Origin of the sequence: Metallumcola ferriviriculae, assembly GCF_035573695.1 — a bacterium.
GTDB lineage: Bacteria > Bacillota > JADQBR01 > JADQBR01 > JADQBR01 > Metallumcola > Metallumcola ferriviriculae.
Genome location: NZ_CP121694.1, coordinates 2,353,938 through 2,365,263 on the forward strand (window position 1 = coordinate 2,353,938; position 11,326 = coordinate 2,365,263).

The following is an 11,326-nucleotide window of genomic DNA, read 5'->3' on the forward strand; positions in this document are numbered from 1 at the left end:
TCCTTACCAACATTTACATCAGGACTTGAGATACCAATCCACCGACAAAGAAAGCGATCATCAAGATTGTCACCCAGATTATTACAGCTTCTTTACGTCCACGTTCTTTAAAGATAACCATGGCTGATGCAATACAAGGCACAAAAATTGTAATAGTTATTAATGAAACTACTGTTTGCAGCGGTGTCAAGTTTAAGCCATATAATCCAGCTGCTCCAAAATCACGACGGACAAAGCCCATAATAAATGCCGTCGATGTTTCTTTAGGCAGCTGCAGCCAACCAACCGTCAAAGGAGCCACCGCATCCTGTATTACAGCAAGCACACCGGTAATCTGCATGACACCAATGATCAATGCGCCAAGAGCAAAGAGCGGCGTCGCTTCTTTTAAAAACATGGTAGTCTTGGTAACAGTCTTCTTCACCACATTTTCCAAACGCGGTATGCGAAGAGGCGGCAGGTCAATTAATAAATCAGTAGACTCACCGGGAATAATCCGGTTGAGGACTGTTCCCACAACCACCAACACGATAAAGATTACCGCCACATAGAGAGCGATATAACTGGGCCCAAGACCGGCAAGCATACCAACAATCACTGCCAGCTGCGCCGAACATGGGATAGCGAGGGCCAAGAGAAAGATAGCAATACGTCTTTCCCTGTCTGAACCTAAAAGTCTGGTGGTGATTGTGGCCATGGTCACGCAGCCAAAGCCCAAAATCATGGGGATTACCGCACGGCCATTAAGGCCAATCCCGGTGAGCAGCCGGTCCACCAAAGCAGCGAGGCGCGGTAGATAACCCGAATCTTCCATAGCGGAAAGCGCGAAATAAAATCCCACCACCAAAGGCAGCAACAATCCAAGAATATAAGTTGCGGTCATAGTCAGGACACCAAATTCGCCAATAAGCAGCTTGGCAATAATACCTTCCTGCCCGATTAATGGCACCAACAAATTCCTTATAAACGGTTCATACATACCCTGCATAATGGTTTCTTCGGTGATACCTACTACTGTCTGAGCGATAAACACACCGATTATTTCATACATCGCCCATAATACAGCTGCCAAAATAGGTATACCTGTCCACGGGTAGATCATCCACCGACCTAAGCGGGTGGAAAATGAAGCACCTTGATTGGTATCACGAACAACATGTCCGACAATATCGTTGACTCGATGCCGGCGCTGTACATAAATGCTATCCTGCATCGTGCCCGGCTCTAAACCGTGTCGCTGGGCGACATGAGCATCACCCTCCAATATCAGCAGTGCATCCCCCTGATTACCTACCCTATCCACCAATTTAGTTAATTTCCTTTTTAGGTGATGATCAATTAAGCCCGGCCGGGCACTGCCAATTGACTGACGCAGTTGATCAAAACCCTCTTTTCGCACGGCTACCGTAGGAATAACCAGTACACCTAACAGGTCACTGAGTAAATCGACATCTATCTTGATACCATTCTTTTCAGCTTCATCCACCATGTTCAATGCCACTATCATGGGAATACCGGTATCGATAATTTGCTGGGTCAAAAATAGGTCGCGCTCCAAATGCACGGCATCCACAACATTAATCACCATATCGGCGCCTAAAATCACATCCCGGGCCACCACTTCCTCATCATTAAAAGAAGAAATGCCATAAACACCAGGCGTGTCTATGATTACATCTTTGTTAAACATCCCATGGGAGATATCCAATGTGGTACCGGGGAAATTAGATACATCCACATATAACCCGGTTATAGCATTGAAAATAACTGACTTACCCACATTTGGGTTTCCAGCCAGCACAATCTTTCTTGCATCTTTAGGTAGATTTAAGTGATCTGCCAGATCGTGACAATGCATGGTCTTTCACCTCCTGCGCTACCGGTTCCACAGTGATTTTCTTTGCCAGGGCCCGCCCAACGGCGATTTCCTGTCGATTTTTATTTACAATTATCGGTCCCAGCGGAATAACTTCACCACAGGTAATAATTTCTCCTTGAGAAAGGCCGAAACGAATTGCCTGAGCCTGCACTTTTCCCGTGGGAATCGATTTAATTTGATAAGCTGCTCCTTTACGAGCTTGATCTAGTGTCAATTTTGGCACCTCCGATGATAACTGTTATCAATGAATGGTTATAAAAAAACCAATTAATCCTACTATTATTCTATGATAATAATTCTCACTTTTCAAGCTATTTTTCTGACATTTACTAAAAATAAAATTTATTGCTTATCTAACATAGATAATTATTTTATACTGCGACTGACCTCGCCACTGCTAGTTTCTTAATTAAGCCCACATTGTCTATCAATTATTTCAAGCGCCTCTGTTCACCCTTGCCAAGTTAGGCAGTATTCTATCCCAGTTGTTGGTACATCCGCCGCAGTACCACCGCCAACTGAGCCCTGGTTATCGGTTGGTCCGGCGCAAATTGGCTATCAGATATTCCTACGAGCAGACCCTGTTTCACCGCCCAAAGGATGCTGTCTTTTGCCCAATGCCCCTGAATATCAACAAAACGGCTGCCTGGTTCGGTATATGGCTTACCTAACTGCTGGAGCATACCTTTTGCCAGCGCCGTGGCCAATTTTTGCCTTACTGCATCTTTTTGCAGCTGCTTCGCGGCTTCCGAATTAGAAATAAATCCTAATTCCACCAGTACTGCCGGAGCCTTTGTCTCGCGAAGCATGTAAAAGTTGCTCGCCTGGACACCGCCATCAGGCCAAGCCATTTCCTTTACCAAAGCGTTCTGCAGCTTACCCGCCAGCTGCTCTGCCTGTCCCCCCTTGGCAATAATGTGGCTGCTAAGATAGTTAGGTTCGGAAGATGTGGAACTGTTGATATGAACGCTGATAATATAATCAACTGCAGCTTTATTAAGCATTGTCGCCCGCTCTTGCAGGGTTAAATACACATCCTCTTCCCGAGTTAACAGCGTTTCTAGGTTATTATACTGAAGAAAATCCTTAAGCCATAGGGAAATAGCCAAAGTGACTTGTTTTTCCTGAAGGTTGAGTACATTATTGGTTGCACCGGGGTCCTTTCCCCCATGTCCGGGGTCTATCCCAATTAACATAAAAATACCTCCCTGTTTAAAATGAAAATGGCCGATAAACCAACGCGCATTCCATCTTATGTTGAAGGAGGAAAATAGTTTACTTCCCTTACTTCCAATAACATCGGTTGTCAGAAAGTTAACAAACCAAGGTAACTGCCCTGCCCGGGCCGCCAAGTTAGATGGACACCTCAGGTTGTCGACAGCACTCTCTCTCTATTAATCTTCCTTAGTTAATTCTAAAACTGTCCTTATCGCTACTGCCACGCCTCTTTCTCCCATCCGGTCGCTCCAATCGGAACCATTGATAATTTCACGAATGGCAGTTTCCTCTTTAGCGGAAAGCTCGTCCAGTTTTGTTTCATAATCCGCAAGCAAATTCAAAACGGCGGGCACCTCATCTCCCGTTAACTGCTCAAGACAGGAAAAAAAATAATCCAGCTCTCTTTTAGAAATAATACCTTGTTCTTCTTTTCTTAACAAGATATTGGGAAGGGCCACCAATAACCCCTGCCAACGCTGTCTGAGAAACATCTGAGTCTGCTGTTCTTTCAATGGCCTCCGCCGCCCTTTGCGATGGGGTCAGACATAATCATAGTCTTCTTATCAAAAAGAATAGGGATATCTATTCCACCCGGGCCGTCTCTATTTTTATCAATCCTAATCCAGTAGTTTGCCGCCACATCTTGTAGTTCCTGGTTTTCGTTGGCCTCTTCATAGGTAATAGGCTCCAGTTTAAGCATTAAATCCGCTTCGTTTTTCATTCGCTTAGCACCCTGTAAGCTTCCGTCATCATTAAGCTGTACCAAAGCGACAACTGCAATATCCAATGTTTGGCCAAGGGTTTTCAATGTACGCATAATCATTTCCAACATCTGGAATTCCTTCATATTGTCAGACAATTTCTCCATCCGCCCGACATAATCTACAATAATCATTTTAATACCCTTTTGTACCTTATACTTTCGTGCTATCGAAACACATTTCTCCGGCGTAAGTTTTGGCACCGCCTGAGAGTAGAATCGGCTGTTATAAAGCTGATTATAACCGTTAGAAATATTCAAAAATTCTTTATCAGAAATATTACCGAAGCGGATACGCTGCTGTTCCACGGTACTGAGCAGCGATGCCCAACGCAGTGCAATCTGCTGCTTGCTCATTTCAGTATTGAGATAGAGGATTGGTTCGGTTTCCTTGGCCAATACTGACACAGTCGCAGCCAAGTTCATACTCCAAGCCGTCTTGCCGTGACCGGTACGGGCACCAAGAATAACTAAATCCCCGGGCTTGTATCCCATACAACACTGGTTGAGAAGTTTATAGCCAGTGTCCAATCCGTCCAAAGGGTATTCGCCCCTGGCATTAAACTCCAAAAAACGTTTCCTTCTCTTCTCGATTTCTTCCAACCCATAATTGGCCAGATCCTGTGGCATATCACCCGTTTCGTCTATCTCTAAGGCCACTAAGTTAGTCAGGTCATCCTCGGCCTTCATTAATAAATCACTGGTCTCTTCCCGGCCTTTTTGCACCATTTCTAGATTTTTAGTCAAAAATCGGTAGAAATTACGCAGCCGATAGCGATCCTTTATGACACCGATCCAATACTTGATATTACCTTCACCGATGAAAAACTCAGCAATTTCCTTTAATTCTTCAAATTCAGCGGTATTTTTGAATAAAGAATGTTTCTTAACTTCTTTTAATAATTCAAAGTAACTGGGATTAATGCTTTTTCTATATAAAGAAGTGATCATATCGAAGATCAACTTATGCTTAGGAAGATAGAAATGCTCTGCAGTCAAAGTGTTAATTGCCTCTATCAAACACTCCTCGGAGTTCATCATAGCTGCCAGCATCCGTTTTTCCGCTTCAGCATCATAGAGTTTGTTTTCCATCACCTCTTGCGGGACGCTCACCTTTTTCACCATCCTCCGTGCTTACTCCATCTTATCTATTTCCTCAAACAGTTAAGTAATTACCATATGTGGGCTTAACCGCCTGCACATCTAACTTGCCCCAAGATTGCCGTCAAACAGTTAAGTAATTACCATACCTGTTTCCGGGTCAATCTTTGGTATGTTTCTTTTTACACTAAGCTTGTCCGCCTGCTTGTCACGTCGTTTCGACTTTTTCGCCTGATGGGCTTCTTCTTCGGAATTTACATGCTCAGGGTCTGAAATACCCTTCTCCCGCCAACTTTTTAAAATAGTTTCAATATAATTAAAACTGGGTTGGGATGCAGCCAGGCAGCCCTTTTCCAGCGCCAAAGCGATCATTTCATCAGAAAATCCCCATTCAGATGACCAACGCCTCAAAGCACTTTTTTCCGGATTACTTTTTATTGGCCGACCCAATACTTGGGCAAATTTGTTAATCCAATAATAATCCTGGTCATAGGTGAGAAACCAATCCCTAACCTCTGATACCGACTTAAAACCCGCATTATATAAACTTTCCATCACGGCCTTTATCCGCCAGTCCTTCTGCCACACACCACTTCTTTCACAGCATTCAATCAAGACATATTCTACCAGTTCCAACGCAAACTCATATTCGTAAAGCCATTGAATAATCATCCGTTCGTGTTTGGGCGCTACGGGCAGACCAACCACCTGGCTAAAAAGCTTCGCCAAACGGTCAAATTCTTCCTCCCGTCCAACATTATCCTCTTTTCTATTAAACAAGCTCTGAAGTCGCTCATAAAGCCCGTCCAACATGTAAACTTTAGACCACCGCCCCTGGTCATCCTGAATTGACATCAGTCGGATAATCCCCTTCTCCTCCAAATGAGATAGTATTTCTTTCATTTCGGATTCGGCGATAGTGGAGCATTGAGTGAGCACTTTAAGCAGCGGTCGCCGCTGATTTTGAGATTGTCTAAACCTGAGTAGTTGAATAATTACCATTACATCACGCTCATCCAAACCCAAGCGGGTGTAATTTTCTATTAAAATATTGGGCACAAATGTTGCCCCCTGCTCCATCAATAAGCTGAGGGGTGATGTGGATTCCATAAAATAGGGTCCCTCCATCCCGAAAAACTGTAATGACATTATACCATGAATAACCAGTTCATTAAACGACAGACTAAACACTAGGAAGTTTAATTTGCCGTAAATCCTTCGCAGTTTTAACTTCTTGCTTCTGCTACAATAAATCTTTCCAACACTCATTTGAAAAGAAAGCACTTAGGAATGGACCCGCAGACTTGCATAAATTTTATTTAAGGGAGCGTTGAAACGTGGAGCAACTTGAAACTCTTTTTGATAGAATTTTTTTAACCCAGCAGCCGTCAGCAGACCGATTTTCCGTCTACCGCTTTTATCAATTGTTGGACCAAGAACCGATAAACACTCTGGAAGTCCTCTTTTTTAATTATCATTGGCGTCAAGAAAAAATCAATTACAGCGTTATGAAAGGTTTTTTTCTACGGCATTCGCCGCATATCTATCATGCGCTGACAAAATTTGCCGTGCCTCTCGAAAGAAACTACCTCTATGCTTGCCTAGAGAAAGACTTTTTTAGCAAACAAGTTTCTTTTCTCGCCACCCTAAGAAACTTAATTAAGGACACTTTGAAGTGCATTACTGATAATACCACTGTAAACTCTAAAGATGCCGCGCGTACCTTAAGAAACATGAAGCATACCGATAACATCGCCCTACAGGTGAAAGAGAACCTGCGCATACCGTTTGACTCCATTACAGTCTTAGATGATGTGGAAACTTTTGCAAACGGCGCGGAAGTTTTGGCAGACCTGTCGCAAATGCGCTGTGCTTATTTCTCCCCAGCTGCGGTGGTAAGTTTTCCACCCACCGATGAAAATATAGGAGCCACTCCCTTTCTCAGTCGCCATCTGCAGCAATTGCTTACACCGAAAAAAAAGGAACAAATATGCCAGGTATTGAAAAGCATAATTGAAAACCATCCTCTCCCCGACCTGGTAAAGCAAGCTTTAGCCCTTTACATGACTCTAATGGGGGATGATATTCCCTGGCAGAAGCACCCTTTTATTTTACGTCTCTACTACAATAGCTATTGGCACTGGAAAGTACAACAGATACGTGATAAAGCCACGGAAGGCGTAAAAACATAACGAAATTTCCTACCCTGATTTTCCTCCGGCGTTATTTTGTATTATAATAAACTGAAGCAGGATTAACTGCCATTACCGGGATTGAGGGGAAGATTTGATTATGTACATATTAGCGCTGGTCGGGTCCAGCGGAACCGGCAAAAGCCATCGGGCTATTGCCGTTGCCCATGACCACAAAATTGACGCCATCATTGATGATGGCTTATTGATTAAAGGTAGTGAAATTGTAGCGGGTAAATCCGCCAAACGCCAAGCAACAAAAATCGGTGCCATCAGGACTGCACTATTTAGCGACAGTGAACATTCCGATGAAGTGAATAAGGCCATCTCGCAGCATAATCTTGAGCGGCTGCTCATTCTCGGCACTTCCCGCGCCATGACCAATCGTATCGCCGAAAATCTTGGTATGGATCGCCCGCAGCATTATTTAGAAATCACGGACATCGCAACTGCGGATGAAATACAGGAGGCACTGAATACCCGTAAATATCAAGGGAAGCATATTGTCCCGGCGCCTACGGTGCAGGTAAAGCCCCGATTATCCGGCACAATCATCGAGCCGGTTAAAACTTTGTTCCAGCGCAGGCACCAGACCCACCCCCAGCTGGATAAAATGTGGGTGGAGCAGTCAGTGGTCAAACCCACTTTCAATTCCCTGGGACGCTTCTACATCGCCAATCCGGTCTTAACCCAAATTATCACTTATGTCACTAACTCCTTGGAAAATGTAGACAAAGTGTTAAAAATTCAGGTGGATACTTCCGAAAACGGCGTAATTTTTAATATAGACATCGCCGTATACCTAGGGCCATATCTTCCCGGTTTAGCCGAAGAAATACAGCGGGTTGTTGTTAAAGAAGCAGAACACATTACGGCCCTGCATGTAATAGCGGTAAACGTCTCGATTAAAAAGGCCCGCATCGGACAATCATTCCTTATTTAAAGCTCTACCAGTATATCTGTTGCTGGCATTCCATAATATCCATTCTTCCAAACCGGCATCATAAGTGGCCTTAATTTGGGCCCGCACTTCCTTTGCACCATATGAATAACCATAGCTGAAATCCTGCAGCCAGGGACGGATTATATTATCCGTATCCCTGGTTTTATATACTGCATCGGTAAGACTCTTATAAACTGTTTTATAAGGAGATGCATTGGGATTCTTAATACCATAACTCCCCGGAGCATAGTGAGACGGATATACCATCGGTGAGACATAGTCGGCGCTGCCGGCTATCAACTCTATCTTCTGTCCGATGCCCAAGTCGTCCTCTGCCGAACAAGTTAAGCCGAACACGTCTGCCGAAACAAATGCTCCTGCTTTATGGATTTTTTCTCCGGCATAAGCTAGAAACGCTTCAATGGTATCTGCCCTATTTTTATTATCCTTCCCAGGATATACTGCTTCCTTCAGCGGCCCGTCGGAGGGGAAGCGTACATAATCGAACTGTATTTCCTCAAAGCCCGCACGGATAGCTGCCAACGCGATATCTACATTGTAATCCCACACCTCTTTTTTGTATGGGTTAGTCCATGCTTTCCCCTTGTAATCCCGCCAAATACCGCCGGATTTTCTCTGGACAGCTAATTCCGGGTACCTGTCTGCCACCAACGGATCCTTAAAGACCACAACCCTGGCAATGGTATAAATGCCTCGCTCCTTTAAATCAGTCACCAACGCGGGTAAATCTTTAATTTTATATGTAACGGCACTGACGGAGAGTTCGGGGTCTGTCTCCAGCGGAGTGGTCAGATAACCAGTGGCGTCCTTGATATCCACTACCAAAGCGTTTAATTCCGTCTTGTCTATCAAATCAATTAAGCGCTCAATATTTTTAGAACCGGCAGTAAACCCGGTGGCATAAATCCCCTTGACTGCCACCCGCGCAGGCAGTGCTTTTTCGGCTTTAATTTCGCCAGTTCTCGTGTCGGATGTTTCCGACGTTCCCGTTTCAGTGATTTCAGTTTCACCATTGCTTGACGTAGTTTCATCTTTCGGATCATCTTCTTTTAATCCTTCATCATCCGCCGCAGGTTTCTCTTGTTTCTCTACTTTTTCCGCATCGGCAACCGCCGGCTTAACCTGGTTATCGTCCATCGGTTTACCGCTGGTACTAAGCAGCTGGCCTACGGCCAAACTGAGAAGAATAACCGCCGCAACAGCCAGCATCATTGATTTCTTCATCAACTAGTGCACCATCCCTTATTGTATGTTAGTGCACTATATTCGACATATTTCCGGTGTTTTCCTCTACAGGGCATTAAACTTATCACTGACATATTTAACCAGCAGACAAAATGGGTCAAGTTATTGTCACTTATTTTGTCACTTATTGGTGTCAGGCACCAATAAGTGACACCAATAAGTGACACGGCCGACTCGGCGGCGCCACTCGCCATAGGTCGCTTCGCTATACCCTCCTACATTTAACATAAGGGGGCAAGCCCCCTTAACAACCCCAAGTATAGGAAATTATCCACAACCCATAATTTTCTGTCCTGAAAATACCTATTTTCATTCCTATGATGGTGCCGCGCTACCAGCACAGGAGTCTATCCATTAAAAAAACGGAAGCCGTAATGCTCGACTCCCGTTCTATCTACTATTGCAATTTTACTTTAATTCCTGCAGCAATGTCGCCAGCTGAGCGGCAGCATTTTCTCGTTGTGCTTGAGGCAGGTGGGTGATTTTCTCCCTGAGAGCATTTAACTCATCCAGCACCACCTCAGGCTCAAGCTGTTTATCTACAGGAATATCGCTGCCCATCTGGGAAATGTCAACCCGTTCAAGCCAGTTGGGCACATAAGTGCGCACCCCGTATTTCTGAACCAAGAGCCGCGACAAAGTCTTAGCGGAATCAATTTCTCCATGGGTAATAAATATCGTACCCGGCATTTTTTTGAATTTACCTACCCAGTTGATGAGATTTTCTTGATCTGCATGGGCAGAAAAACCGTCTATTTCCACAATGTTGGCCCGGACAGCAACTTCCTCACCGTGAATGCGTACCTTATCCGCACCGTCCAGTATGCGCCTGCCCAGCGTTCCTTGGGCCTGATAGCCCACGAACAACAGAGTGCTTTCCGGTCGCCAGAGATTATGCTTCAGATGGTGTTTGATACGTCCGGCATCGCACATACCGCTGGCGGAAATGATAATTGCACCGCCTTTGATAGTATTTAGCTGTTTTGATTGCTCGGCACTCATAGACATCTGCAATCTCGGCAAATAGAAGGGACATGCTCCGCCCATTTTTTCCTGCAGCTCTTGAGTTTCTTGGTCAAAATATTCCGGGTGACTGCAGAATATATCAGTAGCATTGATGGCCAAAGGGCTATCCACATATATGTCCCTGGACTGCACCTCGCCCTGTTCAATCAATTTCGCCAAATAGTACAGCAAATCTTGAGTTCTTTCTACAGCAAAAGCGGGGATAATCAGATTTCCGCCGCGAGCGAAGGTATCTTTGACGGTCTGCTGTAACATCTCCAATCTTTTATCCTTATCCTGATGGATGCGACTGCCGTATGTGGACTCCATCAGCAAGACATCAGCATCCTCGATAATTGTCGGGTCATTAATTATCGGCTGCTGAAAATTACCGATATCGCCGCTAAATACCACTTTAGTTTCTTTATTGCCTTCTTTTACCCATATTTCAATCATTGCTGAGCCCAAAATATGTCCAGCGTCTCTAAACTTCGCCCGAATATTCGGAGTTAGCTGGATTATTTCACCATAATCTACACCACGAAAGTATTTCATGCATTGCTGGGCTTCCTCTGCGGTATAAATGGGCTCCAGCAGGGACTTACCGGCCCGGAGAAGCTTCCGGTTTTTACGCTCTACTTCCATCTCCTGGATATGACCGCTATCCGGCAGCATCACCTGCAGCAGGTCAGCCGTTCCTCTGGTACAATAAGTGTTGCCGCTGAAACCATGCTTATAAAGCTTAGGCAGTAGACCTGAATGGTCAATGTGGGCGTGAGTGAGCAACACCGCGTCCACTTCATTGGCAGGCAACGGTAGTTCGCCATAGTTTCTTTCCTTGATGGCCTTCGAACCCTGGAACATACCACAATCAACTAGAATCTGGCTCTCGCCTGTATCAAGCAGATAGCATGAACCAGTCACCGTTTGGGCCGCGCCTAAAAACTGTATCTTCACCGAAT

At 44.8% G+C, this 11,326-nt stretch carries 10 protein-coding genes; 2 read left to right on the forward strand and 8 right to left on the reverse strand.

Annotated features, from left to right (window positions below; genetic code table 11):
• Positions 1-13: 13 nt before the first annotated feature.
• The 6 genes from feoB to MFMK1_RS11800 all read right to left on the reverse strand — a co-directional run bounded on the left by feoB (position 14) and on the right by MFMK1_RS11800 (position 6,068).
• A complete protein-coding gene (feoB, locus tag MFMK1_RS11775) occupies positions 14-1,858 on the reverse strand; it encodes a ferrous iron transport protein B (RefSeq protein ID WP_366921900.1) in 1,845 nt (614 codons plus the stop codon).
• On the reverse strand, positions 1,818-2,093 hold the full coding sequence (locus MFMK1_RS11780) for a FeoA family protein (protein WP_366921901.1): 276 nt from the start codon (positions 2,091-2,093) through the stop codon (positions 1,818-1,820). The genes feoB and MFMK1_RS11780 overlap by 41 nt, the downstream gene beginning before the upstream one ends.
• A 262-nt stretch (positions 2,094-2,355) precedes the next feature.
• A complete protein-coding gene (locus MFMK1_RS11785; RefSeq protein WP_366921902.1) occupies positions 2,356-3,075 on the reverse strand; it encodes an N-acetylmuramoyl-L-alanine amidase in 720 nt (239 codons plus the stop codon).
• 198 nt (positions 3,076-3,273) lie between these two features.
• Complete coding sequence (locus tag MFMK1_RS11790; RefSeq protein ID WP_366921903.1) at positions 3,274-3,609, reverse strand: hypothetical protein; 336 nt, start codon at positions 3,607-3,609, stop codon at positions 3,274-3,276.
• Positions 3,606-4,970, reverse strand: a complete 1,365-nt coding sequence (locus MFMK1_RS11795; RefSeq protein WP_366921904.1) for a replicative DNA helicase — start codon at positions 4,968-4,970, stop codon at positions 3,606-3,608. Before MFMK1_RS11795 ends, MFMK1_RS11790 begins: the two co-directional genes overlap by 4 nt.
• A 120-nt stretch (positions 4,971-5,090) precedes the next feature.
• A complete protein-coding gene (locus tag MFMK1_RS11800) occupies positions 5,091-6,068 on the reverse strand; it encodes a DnaD domain protein (protein WP_366921905.1) in 978 nt (325 codons plus the stop codon).
• A gap of 227 nt (positions 6,069-6,295) precedes the next feature.
• Between MFMK1_RS11800 and MFMK1_RS11805 the strand changes: the two genes are divergently transcribed.
• Both MFMK1_RS11805 and MFMK1_RS11810 read left to right on the forward strand, forming a co-directional pair.
• Complete coding sequence (locus MFMK1_RS11805) at positions 6,296-7,150, forward strand: hypothetical protein (RefSeq protein ID WP_366921906.1); 855 nt, start codon at positions 6,296-6,298, stop codon at positions 7,148-7,150.
• Between the two features lie 94 nt (positions 7,151-7,244).
• Entirely contained in the window at positions 7,245-8,093 is an 849-nt protein-coding gene (locus MFMK1_RS11810; RefSeq protein ID WP_428846272.1) for an Asp23/Gls24 family envelope stress response protein, read from the forward strand.
• Here the strand turns inward: MFMK1_RS11810 and MFMK1_RS11815 are convergent.
• Both MFMK1_RS11815 and MFMK1_RS11820 read right to left on the reverse strand, forming a co-directional pair.
• The gene (locus tag MFMK1_RS11815; RefSeq protein WP_366924935.1) at positions 8,079-9,338 is read right to left on the reverse strand and encodes a putative glycoside hydrolase; all 1,260 of its coding nucleotides are present in this window, start codon (positions 9,336-9,338) and stop codon (positions 8,079-8,081) included. The two genes, MFMK1_RS11810 and MFMK1_RS11815, sit on opposite strands and share 15 nt — an antisense overlap.
• 429 nt (positions 9,339-9,767) lie before the next feature.
• Positions 9,768-11,321 (reverse strand): MBL fold metallo-hydrolase RNA specificity domain-containing protein, encoded by a 1,554-nt coding sequence (locus MFMK1_RS11820; protein ID WP_366921907.1) that lies wholly within the window; start codon positions 11,319-11,321, stop codon positions 9,768-9,770.
• Positions 11,322-11,326 lie beyond the last annotated feature (5 nt).

Excerpts from the sequence above, each read along its gene's own strand:
- MFMK1_RS11800 (WP_366921905.1), bottom strand. The coding sequence starts at position 6,068 with ATGGAATCCACATCACCCCTCAGCTTATTGATGGAGCAGGGGGCAACA.
- feoB (WP_366921900.1), bottom strand. The coding sequence starts at position 1,858 with ATGCATTGTCACGATCTGGCAGATCACTTAAATCTACCTAAAGATGCA.
- MFMK1_RS11785 (WP_366921902.1), bottom strand. The coding sequence starts at position 3,075 with ATGTTAATTGGGATAGACCCCGGACATGGGGGAAAGGACCCCGGTGCA.
- MFMK1_RS11815 (WP_366924935.1), bottom strand. The coding sequence starts at position 9,338 with ATGAAGAAATCAATGATGCTGGCTGTTGCGGCGGTTATTCTTCTCAGT.